This is a genomic window from Paenibacillus sp. NRS-1781 (assembly GCF_050467745.1).
In the GTDB taxonomy this organism is placed as follows: domain Bacteria; phylum Bacillota; class Bacilli; order Paenibacillales; family Paenibacillaceae; genus Paenibacillus; species Paenibacillus terrae_A.
The window spans coordinates 64,265-81,772 of sequence record NZ_JBITPI010000016.1; the positions used below are offsets into that span (position 1 = coordinate 64,265).

At 46.7% G+C, this 17,508-nt stretch carries 18 protein-coding genes and 1 pseudogene; 4 read left to right on the forward strand and 15 right to left on the reverse strand.

The window, feature by feature from the left end:
- Positions 1-50: 50 nt before the first annotated feature.
- Both ACIFO6_RS06340 and ACIFO6_RS06345 read right to left on the reverse strand, forming a co-directional pair.
- Complete coding sequence (locus ACIFO6_RS06340; protein WP_430039146.1) at positions 51-413, reverse strand: response regulator; 363 nt, start codon at positions 411-413, stop codon at positions 51-53.
- 404 nt (positions 414-817) lie between these two features.
- On the reverse strand, positions 818-1,171 hold the full coding sequence (locus tag ACIFO6_RS06345; RefSeq protein ID WP_430039148.1) for a hypothetical protein: 354 nt from the start codon (positions 1,169-1,171) through the stop codon (positions 818-820).
- A gap of 170 nt (positions 1,172-1,341) precedes the next feature.
- Between ACIFO6_RS06345 and ACIFO6_RS06350 the strand changes: the two genes are divergently transcribed.
- On the forward strand, positions 1,342-1,593 hold the full coding sequence (locus ACIFO6_RS06350) for a helix-turn-helix domain-containing protein (protein WP_430039150.1): 252 nt from the start codon (positions 1,342-1,344) through the stop codon (positions 1,591-1,593).
- Between the two features lie 215 nt (positions 1,594-1,808).
- Here the strand turns inward: ACIFO6_RS06350 and ACIFO6_RS06355 are convergent, their stop codons facing one another.
- The 5 genes and pseudogenes from ACIFO6_RS06355 to ACIFO6_RS06375 form a co-directional block, all read right to left on the reverse strand.
- On the reverse strand, positions 1,809-2,777 hold the full coding sequence (locus ACIFO6_RS06355) for a metal ABC transporter substrate-binding protein (protein ID WP_430039152.1): 969 nt from the start codon (positions 2,775-2,777) through the stop codon (positions 1,809-1,811).
- A gap of 49 nt (positions 2,778-2,826) precedes the next feature.
- Positions 2,827-3,675, reverse strand: coding sequence for a metal ABC transporter permease (locus ACIFO6_RS06360; RefSeq protein ID WP_430039154.1), 849 nt, complete (start codon positions 3,673-3,675; stop codon positions 2,827-2,829).
- Complete coding sequence (locus ACIFO6_RS06365; protein WP_025685519.1) at positions 3,621-4,328, reverse strand: metal ABC transporter ATP-binding protein; 708 nt, start codon at positions 4,326-4,328, stop codon at positions 3,621-3,623. The genes ACIFO6_RS06360 and ACIFO6_RS06365 overlap by 55 nt, the downstream gene beginning before the upstream one ends.
- Positions 4,329-4,562: 234 nt before the next feature.
- Positions 4,563-4,769: pseudogene (locus ACIFO6_RS06370) on the reverse strand (ABC transporter substrate-binding protein); the annotation flags it as partial.
- Between the two features lie 35 nt (positions 4,770-4,804).
- Positions 4,805-5,818 carry a CobW family GTP-binding protein gene (locus tag ACIFO6_RS06375; protein WP_430039156.1) on the reverse strand — a complete coding sequence of 338 codons (1,014 nt, stop codon included), beginning with the start codon at positions 5,816-5,818 and terminating at the stop codon, positions 4,805-4,807.
- Positions 5,819-6,074: 256 nt separating this feature from the next.
- On the opposite strand from ACIFO6_RS06375, the gene ACIFO6_RS06380 reads away from it, so the two are divergent.
- Genes ACIFO6_RS06380 through ACIFO6_RS06390 form a run of 3 tightly spaced genes read left to right on the forward strand, consistent with a single transcriptional unit; the run spans position 6,075 to position 9,193 of the window.
- Positions 6,075-7,076 (forward strand): permease, encoded by a 1,002-nt coding sequence (locus ACIFO6_RS06380; RefSeq protein WP_430039158.1) that lies wholly within the window; start codon positions 6,075-6,077, stop codon positions 7,074-7,076.
- Positions 7,077-7,084: 8 nt separating this feature from the next.
- Positions 7,085-8,062 carry a TIGR03943 family putative permease subunit gene (locus ACIFO6_RS06385; RefSeq protein WP_430039160.1) on the forward strand — a complete coding sequence of 326 codons (978 nt, stop codon included), beginning with the start codon at positions 7,085-7,087 and terminating at the stop codon, positions 8,060-8,062.
- Between the two features lie 18 nt (positions 8,063-8,080).
- Entirely contained in the window at positions 8,081-9,193 is a 1,113-nt protein-coding gene (locus ACIFO6_RS06390; protein WP_430039162.1) for a CobW family GTP-binding protein, read from the forward strand.
- A gap of 267 nt (positions 9,194-9,460) precedes the next feature.
- Here ACIFO6_RS06390 and ACIFO6_RS06395 read toward each other — a convergent pair whose 3' ends face one another.
- The 8 genes from ACIFO6_RS06395 to ACIFO6_RS06430 all read right to left on the reverse strand — a co-directional run bounded on the left by ACIFO6_RS06395 (position 9,461) and on the right by ACIFO6_RS06430 (position 17,503).
- Positions 9,461-9,703 carry a type B 50S ribosomal protein L31 gene (locus ACIFO6_RS06395; protein WP_014281334.1) on the reverse strand — a complete coding sequence of 81 codons (243 nt, stop codon included), beginning with the start codon at positions 9,701-9,703 and terminating at the stop codon, positions 9,461-9,463.
- A gap of 22 nt (positions 9,704-9,725) precedes the next feature.
- Positions 9,726-10,010 carry a hypothetical protein gene (locus ACIFO6_RS06400; protein ID WP_430039164.1) on the reverse strand — a complete coding sequence of 95 codons (285 nt, stop codon included), beginning with the start codon at positions 10,008-10,010 and terminating at the stop codon, positions 9,726-9,728.
- Between the two features lie 276 nt (positions 10,011-10,286).
- Positions 10,287-10,436 carry a 50S ribosomal protein L33 gene (gene rpmG, locus ACIFO6_RS06405; protein WP_007430271.1) on the reverse strand — a complete coding sequence of 50 codons (150 nt, stop codon included), beginning with the start codon at positions 10,434-10,436 and terminating at the stop codon, positions 10,287-10,289.
- 68 nt (positions 10,437-10,504) lie between these two features.
- Positions 10,505-11,074, reverse strand: a complete 570-nt coding sequence (locus ACIFO6_RS06410) for a hypothetical protein (RefSeq protein ID WP_430039166.1) — start codon at positions 11,072-11,074, stop codon at positions 10,505-10,507.
- An 80-nt stretch (positions 11,075-11,154) separates the two neighbouring features.
- A complete protein-coding gene (locus tag ACIFO6_RS06415; RefSeq protein WP_430039168.1) occupies positions 11,155-12,537 on the reverse strand; it encodes an MFS transporter in 1,383 nt (460 codons plus the stop codon).
- Positions 12,538-12,618: 81 nt separating this feature from the next.
- Positions 12,619-13,086, reverse strand: coding sequence for a MarR family winged helix-turn-helix transcriptional regulator (locus tag ACIFO6_RS06420; RefSeq protein WP_430039170.1), 468 nt, complete (start codon positions 13,084-13,086; stop codon positions 12,619-12,621).
- A 185-nt stretch (positions 13,087-13,271) separates the two neighbouring features.
- Entirely contained in the window at positions 13,272-16,241 is a 2,970-nt protein-coding gene (locus tag ACIFO6_RS06425) for a hypothetical protein (protein ID WP_430039172.1), read from the reverse strand.
- Positions 16,238-17,503 carry a TRAFAC clade GTPase domain-containing protein gene (locus tag ACIFO6_RS06430; RefSeq protein ID WP_430039174.1) on the reverse strand — a complete coding sequence of 422 codons (1,266 nt, stop codon included), beginning with the start codon at positions 17,501-17,503 and terminating at the stop codon, positions 16,238-16,240. Before ACIFO6_RS06430 ends, ACIFO6_RS06425 begins: the two co-directional genes overlap by 4 nt.
- Positions 17,504-17,508: the final 5 nt, after the last annotated feature.

The following is a 17,508-nucleotide window of genomic DNA, read 5'->3' on the forward strand; positions in this document are numbered from 1 at the left end:
ACTTATGGATTGCAGCCATCATCATGAATGGGTACGGTTAACCCGATTAATCAACTACCAAATATTTTTGTGATTGCATTCACAACTCTCTCCATTTGAAATGGTTTAACAATAAAATCCTTTGCACCTGCCTGAAATGCTTTGATAATCGCTTCTTGCTGACCCAAAGCAGAGCACATTAAAATTTTAGCCTCGGGATCCAGCCTTATAATCTTTTCAACAGCCTCAAGTCCATTCATCTTGGGCATATTGATATCCATGGTGATTAAATCTGGACGAAGGTTCGAGTATTTCAAAACAGCATCATACCCATTTTCCGCCTCCGCAATAACAGAGTGACCCAAATCCAAAAAAATATCCTTAAGTACAGATCTCATAAATAAAGAATCGTCGACGACTATAATGGTTGCCAAGGTAATCTCTCCTGTCGTTTTATATATCGTACTTCTTCATTCAGATGCTGACTGCTGAACAAAATGCCTATCCAAGTTTCAATATCGGTGAAATAATAACTGAAGTTAATAGAAAAAATCTGTAAAAATAAAAACGCTACCATTGGATTACAAACGGAATTTCAAACTAGATACTATTGAATTAGTTTTCAAAACAGATTTTCATAATGACGTAAATTATTCCTGTAAAGTAAAGATCACAAAGTACTAGGTATCCACTGGAACCTTAGCACTATATAAGCTGGACTTAGAAGTGACCTATCGTGCCATTCCGCCTACTCCGTTTTCATGTGAATTTATGAACCCGTTTTGGTTGACAATTTCTATTTCTTTAGGATTTCTAACTTTGGAATATGTAGCCTATATTATAATGTTTCAAATTCAAAACCCCCTATCATACCATGCATTACATCACAAGTAAGCCAATCTAATGCATTTTTACTCAATAGCTTCATAACAATTTCTTGTATCTTTACAGGTATGTCTCCTGTTACACAAGATGCTAATTGAATAGATGCAGTGCTACGATCCTCCACGTAAAAACGATGCAAACCCGTTTGATAAATTCTCTCCACTCTTGCCAAATGAACAGCACCAGTTAGAACATACACAGCATATCCTGGCTTAATAAGATAAGCCTCACTCGTTTCATAATCAAGTTCTTCCTCTTCCCATACATGAACAATCACAATCTTCTCAAGCATAGCAATGTCTGACATGTTCTTCTCCTCTTTTCTTAAAAAATTTTATTTAACCAGATCAAAACTTAGCCTATAACCGAGCAAATGTAATTAGCAATTCCTTTTGTTAAAAAGATTTTTTATAAATATTATGATTATTTCATAATGCTTACTAACAGGGTAAAATAATTAATAAGAGGTGATTATTTTTGGCGATAAGCATAAAGTTAGAAGAAACATTGGTCAAAGCAGGAATCACAAAAAATGCCTTGGCTCGCGAAGCAAAAGTTCGACCGAACTTAATTTACGACATGTGCGATGGTAAGACAAAACGCATAGATTTGGAAACATTAAGTCATATTCTCGACACATTAGAAGAACTTACAGGTCAGAGACATAACCTGAGCGATGTTCTGGAATATATCCCACGCAACGCAAAAAGCGATCTCTCTTCTGTCTAATGGAGAGATCGCTTTTTATGGACTACGTAATAGAGATAACTGCTTATAGCAATAAGTAAATATAATAATAAAGTTGTAAAATACGATTTTACTAAGGCGGTGGCGATGGGAAGCACCATCCAGATGCGTAGTGGCACGATAGATAACTTTTGAATTCAGCTTATACAGACATAAAAAAACTGACACTGGAGTCGTTCCAATGTCAGTTTACAGTCTTATTCATTCAGGGCCTTTTTCAAAGCCTCCAGGTTGTTTTTCATAACGCCAAGGTAGTCGAGGTTCTTCTGCTTGTCTTCATCCGTCAGCCCTTCGAGTGGGTTCAGTACATCGGTTTTTGCACCGATTTCAGTAGCTACGGTCTCAGCGACCTTTGGATCAACAAGGGTTTCAAAGAAAATGGTTTTCACATTGTTTTCTTTAGCAAATTTGATAATGCCCGCCAGCTTGTCTGGTGTAGGCTCTTGCTCCGGAGATAGTCCGGAAATCGCCACTTGGGTCAGGCCGTATTGCTTAGCCAGGTAACCAAAAGCCGTATGCTGGGTAATAAAGTCTTTGCGTTTTACATCTTTCAGACCTGTTTTAAACTCGATATCCAGCTCTTTCAATTTAGCGATGTACGCATCAGCATTTTTTTCATAATCTGCTTTGTTCGCAGAATCTGCAGAGATAAGACCCGCTTTAATGGACTCTACTTCCTTTTGGGCCAATACCGGATCAAGCCATACGTGAGGGTCCAGCACATGATCGTGACTGTGACCTTCCTCAGCAGTACCTTCCATCAGGTTCAGCCCTTTGCTTGCTTCGACCACAACACGCTTGTCGCTAGACGCACTGCTCAAAGCCTGCTCTGCCCAGCCTTCGACAATACCATTATATACAAAAACGTCGGCATCCTTCACCTGTGCCATATCTTTGGCGCTTGGCTCCCAGTCATGCGGCTCCGCACCAGCAGGAATCAGCGCGGTTACATCAGCATGATCTCCAGCGACCTGCTTTGTAAACTCATACATCGGATAAAAAGTGGTAACCACTTTCAGCTTTTTGCCGCTGTCCGTCGTTTGTGCCTGATTCGGCTCGGTTTGGGGAGTGTTGGTAGCTGTATGATCAGATTTGGCTCCGCAGCCGGACAAAATAAGTGCCAGCCCCGCAGACAATACGAATGATTTTTTGAACCATGTATTCATGCTCATAACTCCTTTAATGGTTTGTTTTTCAGAAAACGCACTGTTTCATTCACTGGCGTGCTGCATTCTTCTGCCGGGAGGCCTGCTGTTTACCCAGTTTGCGAACCAGCTTTTGAATACCGGTTCCCACGATCAGCAATAATAACAGCACCATGGCAATCGTCCCCCCTGGGGGTGTACTCAGTTCATACGACGCCGTTAAACCCGAAAATACCCCGATCAATGCGGTCACCATAGATATCCAGATGGCTGCCGTAAAGCTTGGTGCAATTCGAATCGCCAATGCCGCCGGTAGCACAATCAGTGAGGAGACAAGCAACACACCAACAATCGGCATTGCAGCGGCTACAATCATCCCTGTCAAAATGCTAAACGCAAATGAAATGGATCTGACAGGAAGGCCGTTTGTCTTCGCCGTTTCTTCATCAAAGGTAATCTGATACAAAGGACGCCGGAATACGAAAAAGAAAATCCCACCGATCACAGCCACTGCGATCATCAACATCAGCTCTGTCTGATTGACCGCCACCACTGAACCGAACAAATAAGCAGAAAAGCCTTTATTAATACTCTGATTCAGATTCATTAGAATCACAGCCGTCGACAGGCCACCTACCATAATAATGGCCACAGAAATCTCGCTGTACGTTTTATAAGACCTGCGGACGTATTCAACGATAATCGCTCCGATTATAGCTACAATAAAACCGGTTATTGTCGGATTAATGCCCAAATAGGCACCCGCTGCCACCCCTGCCAGTGATACATGCGATAGCATGTCCGCCATCAGAGCCTGACGCCGCAGCATCAGGTACACTCCAAGCACCGAGGCCAGCAGTGCAATTACCCCACCGGCACAAAATGCCCGCTGCATGAAGTCGTAGTGCAGCATTTCCATCCGCCATCTTCCTTCCTCTCAAGTTCAATAATACGATCCAGATAATGTTGCACTTCCGATAGTCCATGGGTAACCATGACTACGGTTCTTCCATATTCCTTAACCTGCTGATTCATCAGATCGTAGAAGTGATGGCGGCTTTCCTGATCCATACCGGTCGTAGGCTCATCCAAAATGAGCAAATCCGATTCCTGAGCGAGCGCTCGTGCCACACAGATGCGCTGCTTCTGTCCACCGGACAGCTCGCCGATTTTACGATGACGCAAATCCCACATGCCTACCTGACGAAGCGCCTGCTCTGTCAGATCATGATCCTCAGGCCGCATGCGGCGCAACCAGGAGCCATGAGTATATCTTCCTGAACGGACAAATTCCAGGATGGTACTTGGAAATCCGCCATTAAAAGCAGCAATTTGCTGCGATACGAATCCAACAACAAGCTTCTTTCCCTCACCTGTGCGGTCGGACATAAACACCTTGCCCTTCCAAGGTTGAAGCAAACCGAGCAACAATTTGAGCATTGTCGATTTGGAAGCCCCATTTGGCCCGGTAATGGCCACAAATTCGCCAGAAAAAATTTCAACATTGGCATCCACCAGGTTAGGAACATCCCCGTAGCCAAATGTAACTTGTTCCAGTGAGGCTAATAACATGACGCAAATCTCCCTTTCCTTTAAAAAGCCTGGAGCCATCTGAGCGACATACCTCCGCGCAGATTCTCCAGGTCGTTTATTCTCATTAAACCATCTACCGTAATTATTACGATTAGATAATAAAAAAATAAGCGTTTGATAAACGTAACCTTTACGCATTAGCAAGTTTAACAGTTTAGGAAAGGTTCGTCAATGTTTTGTAGATCTTTTACTCGTTTACTTTACTTTGTCCCGTTACAGGCTGAAAGCCAAGGTTTTCAGCGCAATCGGCGCACGCACACCTTCAGTCGCTACGGACAGAGACAGCTCTGCAAATCGTTTGTTTTTGAACGCTTCCACACCAGCCAGAGCGGGCTTGCTCAGCAGCAGCTTCTCTTTATCCACCAGCGATGTATCTCCATAGTCCAGAATGACAATGACGTCAGCATTGCACTTCACAATATGTCCAATATTTAGTATGTCCTGTTATACGTCTTCTAATATGTGTACGGTTCTCCGGCTGCTTCCAGCTTTCTCAACCGTTCTTCAATCTCGGAAGCAGAGAAATTTTCGCCCATGACGACGGCTACATCATTCACTGGCTTTTGCGGGCGAATCGGAATGATTTCCAACTCCCGGTAGGCAAACTGGAACATCATCTGACCCTCTGATTCCAGAAAACGTACAATTCCTTTGGCTCGGTAAATTTCAGCTGGCAAACTGCGAAACAACTGTTCAAACTCGGAGCGTGGCACAGGTTGCCCAAAGAAGTGCGTGTGAACAACTACATGGTCGTAGGAATGATAATGCTCCCCATGTTCGTGATGACTATGCTGGTGGTCATAATGGTGATCATTCCCGCTATCGGCTATGGACTCCTTTTGCCGCGAAACGTGCATACGTTCCTCTCCTTGAAGGGAGAAAAAGATACCCGCGTCCACGTCGCTTGTTTGCGTACTCACCGTCAGTGCGTATGGATTTATTTCTTTTACGAGTGCCTGTACCTTCTGTAGCTCGCCCGCAGCCAACAAATCGGTCTTGTTAATAATCAGCTTGGAAGCGCATCGAAGCTGATCCTGCATTAAGCGATACGACTTGTTTCTCTCGTGACCCGAGGCAAAATCCAGAAATTGACGCGCATCCACCACCGTAATGACGGATTGTAAAATCATTGAGGAATAGATGGAGGCATCTGTCACCGCATCTACAATTTCCATCGGATTAGCCACTCCGGTACATTCTACGATAATCACGTCCGGCTTATATTCCTCAGCAAGATTCATCAGCTCCACGCCCAAATCTCCGCGAATGGTACAGCATATGCAGCCACTAAGCATTTCCTTCATGGGAGCCTGGCCGTTCACCAAACTGCCGTCCAAATTAACATCGCCCAACTCATTCATCAAAATAGCCGGCTTGAGTCCCTGCCCTTTATAGTAAGCCAGCGCATGCTGAAGAAGAGTTGTTTTACCGCTGCCCAAAAATCCGGATAAAACAACAATCGGTATCATAAAATCCTCCTTGTCTTTACAACGTTTTAATAAGGATCGTACCGTAAAAAATTCCTTCTTGCAATCGTTTGTCGAATTTTAATCGTTATATTTACGAATTAATACAGCTCATTGTCCAATTAAAGAACACAATTATATAGATGACCACGCTTGAACTTGTCCATAAAGGAGTACTCCAGACGCTACCAGCGGGCATGTTTGTCCCATGACAGGCATAGGTTGTAGATAAGAACCCTTATTTCCAAGGAGCCGTGGAATGAAAACCAGTACGCTGTTGAAGATGCTACCTTTTTTGATTCCGTTTGCCTTTCTCATCCCTGTGCTTGTTACGCTATCTCCCAGATGGCTTCGTTCGTTAGATATGAGTCAACTGCAACCGTTAAAAACGGTATTTATGGGCATCTTTCTGGAAGCTGTCCCGTTTCTCCTTATCGGTGTACTCGTCTCATCCCTTTTACAATGGCTCGTACCGGAAACATGGATTCGCAAAATAGCGCCTGCACATCCTGTGCCGGGTGTCCTGCTGGCCTCTTTGCTGGGTCTGCTGTTTCCCATCTGTGAATGCGGCATGATCCCTGTCGTTCGCCAATTGATGCTCAAAGGAATGCCTGCCTATATGGGCATCACCTTTATTTTAAGCGGGCCGATTATCAATCCCGTGGTGCTGGCTGCGACGATGATGGCCTTCCCTTCCCATCCTGAGGTCACTGCCGTTCGAATGGGGCTGGCCTTTGTCGTTTCCGCGATCATTGGGCTGGTCGTGTATGCCTTTGTGCGTGTGCATCCGCTCAAACGGTCGTTGCTCTCTTTTAACCAGCCAAAGCAGAACAACCAAACTCATCGCCACAATCGCACATGGCGGGGCTTTTTTGTACATGCTGGCGACGAATTTTTGGACATGAGCAAATATCTCATTATCGGCGCGTTGCTGACAGCCTCCATCCAGACCTTCATCCCACGTGATGAAATGCTTTCGTTAAGCAGTGGAACAGCTGGCTCGTACGCCTTTATGATGGGCTTTGCCTACGTACTGTCCCTGTGTTCCACCTCCGATGCCTTTGTGGCTACTGCTTTTTCGCATACCTTTACACTGGGTCCGCTGGCATCCTTTCTTGTACTCGGTCCGATGCTGGATTTCAAGGGCACGCTCATGCTGCTAAGCACCTTCCGCACCAAATTTGTCGCCGTTCTGTGCTTGCTCATTGTTTCGCTTGTTCTGGTGGGCTCTATAGCTGCTGAATGGTTATTGGGGAGGTGAATACGAACGTGAATTCAACCTTTAGCATCCGCTGGCAGTATGGCATGCGCTCCTTCTTCATGATTGGATTGGCTGTGTATATCATCACCTTGAGCCGCTCGAATTCCCTTCATTACTATCTGGCTCCGCAAATGCAAAAGCTGCTCCTGCTCTGCCCTGTGCCCCTGCTGTTTATCGCTCTGGCCATGGCATGGCACGGCATAGCCGGGGAGCGAGCAGATGAGGATTTATGTGATTGCGAGCATCCGTTACCGCAAAGCTGGTTCAAAAAAACGCTTGTATACGGAATGCTGCTCATTCCGCTGCTATTCGGGTCGCTGCTGCCCGATCAGGCGCTTGGCAGTGATATGGCGGCCAAAAAAGGCATGTCCTTCACGTATCCCAACCCGGAGATCCGGCGCAAAACAGATATACAGACCACGAAAGCACAGGCCTCCTCTATTTTATCGACCGCCTTTCCCCCGCCAGCTTTACCCCTTCCAGGGGGAACATGGAGTCAGGAAACGCTGGATCAGCTGTTCGTTTCGCCTGATAAGTACAACGTAGAATTTGCCGAGCTGGCGAAACGTCTATATCAGCAGCCGATCATACAAATCAAACCGGAGATTTTTTCCGAAACCATTGGAGCCATCGAATTGTATAAGCACGCTTTTGAAGGAAAAAAGGTGCAGGTGACTGGCTTTGTCTACAAAGACGGCAGCCTGCCGGGCAAAGGTCTTTTTGCGGTGGGAAGGTTCCTTGTCATGTGCTGTACTGCCGATGCCATGCCATTCGGAATCATCGTCCAATCCAAGAAGGTCCCGTCCTTTGACAAGGATACGTGGGTGACCATTGAGGGCACATTACATGCCACAGAGAAAGGCAATACCCCCGTACTCGAAATTCGATCCGAGAAAATAACCACTGTGGCACAGCCGGAATCCCCTTATGTTTATACCCAGGCAGATTCGGTAGCCACCTTTGATCGCTTGAATGCAACACACTAACCCTAACAAGGAGGAATAATGATGAACAAGGTTCCTGTGATATTAATCAGCGGTTTTCTTGGCAGCGGCAAAACGACACTGCTTCTGCGCTTGCTGGCCCATACCCGCCAACTTCCGCTCCGTCCCGCTGTATTAATGAACGAAATGGGTGAATACGATGTAGACGGTGCCATTATTTCTGAAGAAATGCCCGACGTATCGGTGGAAGGACTGCTGGAGGGCTGCATTTGTTGCAGCAAAAAAAGTGAGCTGGCAGGCGCTCTGGACACCTTACTCAGTCAGGAGCCGGATCTGATCTTTATGGAAACCACAGGGGTAGCCAACCCTGAGCAAGTGCTGGAAGAGCTTCACTCCCCGTTGCTGGCGGATCGACTTTATCTGGTTCACAGCATCAGTGTTGTGGACGCTAAGCTTTTTCATGAATACAACAGCCGCTTCACCGCTGACAAAGAGCTGGTTCGGACCCTGCACGGGCAACTTCGCACCGCAGACTTCATTGTGGTGAACAAGACAGATGCGGCAAGTAGCCGTGAAGTGACGAAGGTCGTCAAGAGCATCCGCAAGCTCAACGATACGGCCAAGCTGCAAACCGCTGAGTATAGTCAAGTTGACCTTGAACCACTGCTGGAGCCTGTACTGGCCTCTGTATCCGTTACCACAAAACCTGTACAGGTATCTCAACCCACGCCAGCAGCACAGGCGCAACGAACCGATGCAGCCGCATCGGACGACCCTACTTCCGCCAAAAGTATCGGACGAACCGGCAGTATCTCCAGAAGTACGGCATTCAAAGTCATTTCTGCGCACAGTCATAGCCACATCAGCGACCCCAACCAACCCCATTCGTTTTCCCGTCTGGAGAGCTTAACGCTGCATCAATATTCTCCACAGCCGCTGGAAAAGCAACGATTGGAAAGCTTCCTGACCGGGCTTGGTTCCTCGCTGCTTCGGGCGAAAGGCTATTGCGTGCTTCCACACGAAGGTACAATGCTTTTGCAATATTCTGGAAGTCATTTGGAGTGGCAGCCCACCGCATTCCCCGTGAGTCAGGGGTACGTCACGCTCATTGGGGAGCATCTGGACAAAGCATCCATTACCGAACAATGGGAGCAGTGCTTCATTTCGCTTTAACAGACAAATCTGGTTTGATATAAAAAAGAACCCTCCACTTCTGTCGGAGGGTTCACTCATTAAGGCTTCTTGCGCAATTGATCCGTACAACGGTCACAATAACCATAAATCTCATCCAAAACACCAATATCCACTAAGAGTCTTCAATTTCGATTGTGTAAAATGATTTGTTGTTCTCATTTGCGTATGTATCTATCTGTAGATAATAAAAAAAAGCGATGTTCACGAATTATTTGTATCATCCGTGAACATAACGCTCGTCTTGTTCTATAGGTTATATTTTTTGTTAAAGCGATCCACACGTCCACCGATATCCACGTTTCTTTGTTTACCAGTGAAGAACGGGTGAGAAGCGGAGCTAGTATCTACACGGATAACCGGGTAGGTGTTGCCATCTTCCCATTCCATCGTTTCCTGGGAATACTTAGTGGAAGCACTCAAGAAAGAGAATCCACAGCTAGGGTCCAAAAAGATAACTTTGTTCAATGTTGGATGAAGATCTTTTTTCATATTATTCACCTAAGCTTTCATATTATTTTATGGGTTCAAACTCAAACGTACTGGCGCAATACTCCATCAGTTGGCAAAAGGAACGGTTATGTCCCAGAAAAAAAGACGATAGATCGTAACGGTTGCGCTCAGGTTCGTAAACGACAAGCAAACGATGCCGCATATATCGCATCGCCCATTGCATGAACGCCCCGGATCTTTCGTCAGCCTTCATCGTTATATAAGCATATAGTGAATGGTCCTCCGGCTCGTCCCAAATGCTGACACCAGCACAGGAGAACTCGGTTGCCACGTGCTTTCGATTCAAAAGGCAAAGCGTACTATGCAACTCCACATCTATCGTACAGCCATGAAAAAAAGCTATTCGCTTAGGCGTAAGCTTTATCTTTGGACGCTCTATCCACTGGACTAATTCAAGTTTTCGCTGGTTCCATAACGCAGGCTTTTGCAAACTTAACACGATTTCTTCATCATGAAGTGGAGAGACCATGCCATGGCTCCTTTCATGAAGCCCTATATTCATTAGATTTCAGGCTTCGTTCAGGACGCAAAACAATTCAGGCTGCTATGTAGCAAACCTACATTATCTAGTTTCACGATGGATCGTATACTTTTTCAGACGCGGAGAGTATTTTTTCATTTCAAGACGCTCCGGATGATTTCTTTTGTTCTTGGTTGTTGTATAGTTGCGGTCACCAGATTCGGTGCATGCCAAGGTAACAATTACGCGCATTTCTCTTCCTCCTTAAATGGAATACATGGTATACAATTACAATAGTAATTTTTACGATTAGTTTTATTCTATAATTCATATTGCTCTTTGTCAACCTTTGGCTGACGGTTTATCGCTTCTTCTACTGTATTCCAGCGATTACGGTACTGTGCCAGCTTCGGATGAAGTTCTAATGGCTCGTTCGAAAGCACCAATCTGACGTTTCTGATCCATTCATCGAACGACGCATAGGATGCACACAAATTTGCAGTTTCAGGACTCATATACAGAAAAAGCGGGCGAGTATATTTTTCCGCCAGAAAACGGATTGCTGCTTCAATCGGCGTATACTTTTTGCGTTTACCTTCCCAGCTCTCAATTACGACAGCACTCAAAGCCTGCTCCCGCTGCCACTCCCCAAGGTCGTCCACCCTCTTGTAATACGAGCGAACCGGCTGCTTCCACATTCTTCTGACTGTTTCCTCATGTAAAGGGTACAGTACCAGCTTTTTAAAGGATAACGCAGCTCCCGTTTCAGCAAAAATCTCCAGCTCTCCAGCTGTAATCTGCTCAAACGTATCATAATAGATCATAGTCCCTTTATGCGTCTCGACTGGAGGCTCATAGCCATAGGGTACATATTGAAGGTTTCTTGTCATGCCGGACACTCCATCCTTCCGTAGATGAACTTTTCCTTCTATATTATACCCTTGTTTTGGCATGAGTTTGCATAAAATGTTTATCCTTGCTGGGCAGCAGTCGTATTGCGGCGTGGGCCCCGGCGAAACTGCAAGGCGTAAAGTCCCATGGTCGCGAGCGCAATCAGCGCAAGAACCGTAAATATATTGCTAAAATTGAACACCTGCACGTTGGATACGACAGGATTCAGGTGAAAGGTAGACGAGGTATCTAGCGTTTTACCCAAAATACTGGTCGTCACTGCACCGGAAATAAAATTCAGCAAAGACAGCAGGCCCATTCCAACACCAATCTGATCCGTCGACAAGGTACGGGAAATCGTGTTAGACATGGCAATCTGCATAAAGGTTTGACCTACATTGCCGAAAATGAGCAAAAATAAAATGAGATACGGAGACGCGCCCACAAAGGTAGACAAGCTGATAAAGCAGATAAACATAAGCGTAACTGCCGTATAGACTAGAAATGAATTTCCTTTGCTATCGGCCAAACGCCCACCGCTTTTACCAAGCAAAGCCGACGCAATGGCAGCCGGAAACATAATCAATCCAATTGTTGCAGGCGTAAGCTGATTGAGACTGTTCAGAAACTGCGGAGCCAGGTACGGCAGCCCAAAGCTAACCCCTGCTCCCAAGAAGGCTATAAACAATCCGTAAGAATATTGCTTGTTGCGGAACAGCTTGGGCTGAATGAATGGCTCTTTAGCGGTAGTGATCCGCCATATAAACAGAGCAAACAGCACCATACCGACCAGAAAAAATATAATATTGCTTTGCGAAATGGAAAGCAGTAAGAAGGCTACCGTTCCGCCCAGCAGCAATCCACCGAGAAAATCAAATTTCTGATTCTCTCCACGCTGGTTGTCCAAATATTTGCGAAAGAATGGCAAGGCGATAAGCGGCAGCATGGAAATAACGAACAGAAAACGCCAGCTTGCAAAGCCTGTAATCAAACCGGAAATAATCGGAGCCAGCGCCGTACCCAGTGCCAATCCGATTGCAGTAATGCCCAAGGCGCGTCCTCTTTTTTCAGCAGAGAAATAACGGACAGGAATGATCATAGCTGTCGCTGGAATAACAGCAGCCCCTGCGGCCTGAAGCAGACGGGCTACAATCAGCATCCAAAATTGATTGGCCAACAGACCAATAAGTGAACCTAACGCAAAAAAGATAATCCCAAACGTCAGTAAATCCTTGAGACGGTATTTATCCGCCAGCTTTCCATAAGTCACGGAGCCAACCGCATACACAATCATATAGCCGGTCAGCAGCCAGCTCACATCGGAAGCACTAATATGAAACTCCTCGCGAATCACAGGCATGACTACATTAAACATAAAGGCGTTCATCACTGAAAAAACAAGTGTGAAGGCCAACACACGCATAAGCTTATCCGCATTGGGATAAGTTTGTTCTTTTATCATCCGGTCTCTTCCCTCTCCTGTAAAATCTTATCTATGCTGCAAGAAGTCAGCTTTTGAGTACCCCTATCCGGGCATATCCGTTCAAACGCGGGCGTTCGCAGGGCGGTAATTGTGAAGTGTTTTTTTCAACAGACCCCGAAGAGTCTCTGACTCCCCCACAGATAAGATTACGCCTACCGAGCTTTTAATCTGCTCAACTGTATGCTCAGCTACCTTGTGAATTTTCAAGCCTTCCTCAGTCAAATAAATCTGCTTCATACGCGCATCTTGAGGGTGACTTTTGCGTACTGCCCAGTTTTTCTTAACGATCCCGTTCATCAGGCTGGTGACGCTTGATTTATCAATAAGCAGCAGCTTTTCCAAATCCGTAGTGGTCACTCCAGGCGACATTTCCAGTATATAAAGCGTCTGCGATTGCGGGGAGGTAAGCCCCAAAGGAAGCAAGGCCGTCTCAATCTCGCGGCGGACTGTTGTAAAAATCCATTTAATTAAATATATCGTGCTCTCTTCCTCCCAGGGGAGACAAACGGGATATACTCCACTTCCCATGTCGTTACTAACCTCCACAATCATTGAATTTTAATGGTTTGAATTCCAACTAATCTTAAACAGTCGCCTATCTAGTGTCAATACTTTCGGAAAATTAAAAGTGATTACAGTAAAAGACGAGCCCTGTAAGGAAGCCCGTCTTTTACTTCATTTCTATTTCATTTTGCTTGTACATGAAAAAACATTTAGTCAGCGGTTTTCACTTGAACCAGCGGGTACTCTTCTCTATCCACCGTAACTGTACTAGCATCGTCTAACTCCAGTCGTTGCCAAATGGTCAGCAGTGTGCGATAAGGATACTGCTTCAGGTCATACTCGGTTGGCGCGTCAGAGTCGGTTCCGGTTCCATCGGTTGCTGTGCCCGATTGGCCTGTCACCGTTCCGGCCTGATCAGCGCTGTTTCTGCTGGATGTACCCCCAACTGTTGAGCCAGTAGCCCCCCCTGCTGTCGTGCTTCCTGTAGTGGCACTGCCGGTTTTCGCGTCACCGGACTGACCAGTGTTAGCTTTACTGGCTGCTTCCTTGTCGTTCTGTTCAGCAAGCGTAAAATTTTCGTATGAATACTCCTGTTGATCCGCACCGACAATGACGAGCTTTTTAGGCTTAAACGCCGCCTGCTCCGCCGATGTTTGAAAAGCAAACAGCAGCTTGACCATTTTCGTAGTCGCCTTGGTATTGGGCACATGAGTCACAATCGCCGTAGGCTCTTCCTTTACGGGTACTGTAGGCTCCACTACAGGCGGCTGCACTGGCTTGGGTGTAGTGACAGGTGCTGGCGTGGTTTCCGAGCCGATTACCCCCGCTGCTTGCAGGCCGCCTAGCGTGCCTGCAATGACGACAAGCACGATCCCGGAAATCACCCCACCCTTGCGAAAGCGACGAAGCGTTTTGACTAAAGGTGTATCCGTCTCACGCCTTGCTGTCATATAGAAATTTTTAAAAACAGGCTTGGCAGGCTCAAAATATTCACGCCATAGCGTTTTTTTATGTAGCCCTTCGCGTCCTTCCTTCTGTAAGAACAAAAGCAACGCGCGTCGATAGGCGGGTTCAAAACCGCCCCGTGGCGTAGCAAATTCGGCATGTCCCTCCGACCAGCGGATAAAACGATACATCGTATCGTTATCCTTCGCCCATTTGCGAATCGAGCTAACCAGACGGGCAAAATCCAGTATTCCTTCACCCGTGCCATCGGAACGATAGAAGGCGGGCAGCAGACGGGCAAAATGACCCTCCGCAAGCTGCTGGGGCAGCCAGCTGTAAGCCCAGTCCTGCACCTTTTCCACTTCGCCCGGCTCTAGGCCCTCCAGTACTGACGGTTCAGGGTTCTCCGTGCTAAACCAATCGTAGGCCGCAATCAAGCGCACCGCCTGTCCCTTGAGCGGGGCTTGCAGTTTCCCAACCCACTGCACCAAATCAGGACGTGTCAAGAACGGAATCTGTACGACCTGATCAGGTGAGATTTCCTTTAGCTCCACTTCTGTAAGCAAATACCGATCCGACGCTTCTTTCAAGCGTTCCGTTAACCCGGATTGCTCCAGTGGAGAGAGTTGGCCCCCCGTAGAGCTACTTTCCCATTGTTGCAACCGTTGATGAATAGCAGCCACAGCCTCTACCGGCTTTCTTTCGGCACGCAGTTTGCCCATCAATGCGGACTCAGCTAAAAGCTGAAAATCGGCATTCGCCGATACTTCAATATATCGACTGCCCCATTCATGCACGACAGCCAGCAACCCCTTCACATCCGGTGTTCTTTTCATCTGGCTATCCATGTAAGGAATAAACAGCAGCTTTGTGAGCGCCGGATTACCCAGCACCTTCGTAAAATACGACTTGCCCAATGAAGGATTTTCTTCAATCGTATGATAAATATAAGTGACAGCTTCCGTATTTCTGGCGGTATAGGCGTTATTCAGCGAGCGGATTAAATATTCCACCAACCGATTCTCGCTGCTACGCGCGTGAACTTTATAGTAATCCTTGAAGCAGTCAACCAGACCCACATCAGGAATATATCCATCCTTCACCCGATCAAATTCATGATCAAAAAACGACAGAAATAAGTCATTTAGCCGCATTTTACGTGGCAACGCATCGGGAGAAGATAAATAGTCGGTTAAGCTTCTCAGTACGGAAATGCGCCGTTCGTTATATAACCCGCGTTCTTCCTGTTCTATTCTATACAGTGTAATGAGCTCGTGATAGCTGGATAGCGTCAGGTCACGCCCTGCCTCCATGCCAGCCAGCATTTGCTCCGCAAATTTGAAAAAATCGTCTGGCGTCTCGCCATTCAACAACGTACGGGTAATCCAGTCAAAATACGGCTGTCTCACCTGCTCTGCATCCACATTGAGTACCCGACCACTGTTCGTCAGGTCAAATACAAAATCCTTTTCCACATTCCGATCCCCGGGACGCAAACTGAAAGGCTCAACAAACATCAAATGAATGCCTTTTCTGCTGTGTGGCTCCTTCGCATATGTAAGAAATCCGAGCCTGTTGCGAAATGCATAAGGCAGCGCCGCATACAACACACCCAGCAGCAGCTTGGCTGAAGATGCCACCGCTTCTACTGGAACGTTCAGTGCTACATATACCTTTTTACGGCCAGTAGCCGACATCATGACTGCATATAGAAGCTGCTTGAACATTTCTTCACCGAGCTGCAATTGAGACAGCACCCCAGACGGATCAACAGATGGAAATACGCTCCCACCCGGCAGACGCTCCAATTCCGGCAATTCCGTTCCTTGCTCAATATCGTAAGTATCGACAAAAGATGTGTTCAGCCACTGCTTGTAATCAGACGGAGATTCACCCTGCCCGGCTGAAATCACATAATTGTGCGTAAAAAAGGCGCTCCGCAGCCCGGTAAAATCCGCTGCCTTGTAGATACTGCGTCCCAGCACCACATCCCCTGACTCCGTCCGTACCAGATGCATGGCTTCCGGGTAGACGCTCTCCTGCTTCTCACCACGCGCTGTTAAAGCAGCAGGCGCATCATACACACACAAGGGATGCAGCACCTTTTTAATAAAGGTAGTGTCCAGCCCCTTGGAATTGGCCACCGTATCGAAGCCTTCCGTTGAACGGAAAATACCACGCCGTTCCCGTGTGTACATCTGCTGCTGTATCAAATGAGAGGTAGAATTACTCACTGTGATTCTCTCCCCTCAATGTACTTCAGCTTGTAAAGCAGCCAAATGAAGGGCTCATCCACACGGATCGGACTAACCAACCCTTGCAGCTTTTGATCTACCGGATTGCTGCCCAAGGCGGAAACCGCAAAATAGGCCGTATCTGTAAAATACACATCCATCGTGCCCTTGAACGGCTTATCGACCTTTTCAATGAACCGTCGAACTTCGCCATCAATATTAGCAAACTCATCCAAATCCATATACTTCCGGTGCTCCATTGGATTAAAAATATTGCTGTTCGTCTTGATGTACGTGCCTTCTTCATCTGCCAGCGCAGTGAGCATGTCGCTTTTGGTCAGGACAATGGCGGTTGGAATGTCCGTCTTCCCTTTTTCCTGATATGCGATAAAATCACCGAACATCGTAAGTACGACATCACGCGGCTCATCATATTGCGAAACAAACTCGCCCGGCTTGTCGCCGATGTTGATCTTGATACGCTCCCGAATAGAGCGGATTTGCAGCGGATCAACCATAAACAAAATGCCCGCCGAGTTTTTAATATGCTGTCCGTGTAAACCCAGATAGTCCTGATCGACCATCCCCTCACCGGCGACATCAAAGAACACCAGCGTCAGTGGCGGCTTTTCCTCATCCTTAAACACAAACTGGAAGATAAAAGGCTCCTGCATCTTTTCTTTCTGTGTAGAGGTCAGCAGATCCCCTCGCTCAAACAACGGTTCCTCATACATCGTACGGAACTTGCGGCTGATCTCCGCATTGAGCGGCATGCAAGCCGCATCAAAATGATCGGCTGTAACATGCTGCAACGTATGAATCAGGGAGGTCATATAGACAGATTTCCCCGCCTGCGAAGCTCCAATAATCGAAATGATATTACTCGGCACCTTGCCAGCGGTCACTGGCAGCTCATTATGACAATGTGGACATAATCTGCGACGTGTCAGCTCGCCGTAGCGATCCGTCAGACCTGACAGTACATGATCCGAGTACAAACGATGCTCCTCAGGAACATCAAGGGGGTGAAGAATGGCCTCCATATCATGCACACTGTCCAAACCAAAGCGCTCCCGGTATTTGTTCAGCAGCTCATCCTCGCCCAAAGCATAATCCTCGTCATCCTCACGGTGATGAGAAGCACGGAATACAACTTCCTCCGGGGAAAACTTACTAAAGCAATAAGGGCACACAATATCATAAAATAACGGCCTTGGTGCTGCCTGCGGCTTTCTTCTGAATAAATTGCTAAGAAAACTCATCGGTT